The sequence below is a fragment of the Nocardioides sp. genome, assembly GCF_024509035.1.
Classification (GTDB): domain Bacteria; phylum Actinomycetota; class Actinomycetes; order Propionibacteriales; family Nocardioidaceae; genus Nocardioides.
The window spans coordinates 1-320 of record NZ_JANINT010000281.1; the positions used below are offsets into that span (position 1 = coordinate 1).

The following is a 320-nucleotide window of genomic DNA, read 5'->3' on the forward strand; positions in this document are numbered from 1 at the left end:
TACTGATGGCCGGGACCGCGACGACCACCGCCGCGCGTGAGGTCACCGTCGAGCTGGCCACCCGGCTGGTCGAGTCGGGCGGCTACACCCACCCGCTGTTCCACCCGGACGACCCGGCCGACCGGCCGCTGCCCGGCCAGGCAGTGCTGCTGCTGATGGGTGGGCTGGTCGAGGAGTCGGGAGTGCTCGACCACGCGGTGGCACTGCTGGAGATCAGACGGGCCCGGTTCCACGCGATGGTGCGCCCGGGCAGCCGGATCCGGGTCGAGGTGGCACCCGGGCCCTCCGAGCCGGTGAGGCCGGGGCGGGCCCGCCAGGAG

At 75.0% G+C, this 320-nt stretch carries 1 protein-coding gene; it reads left to right on the forward strand.

The window, feature by feature from the left end; translation table 11 throughout:
• On the forward strand, positions 1-320 hold a 320-nt coding region (locus Q0L15_RS18885), incomplete at both ends, for a hypothetical protein (RefSeq protein WP_296606048.1).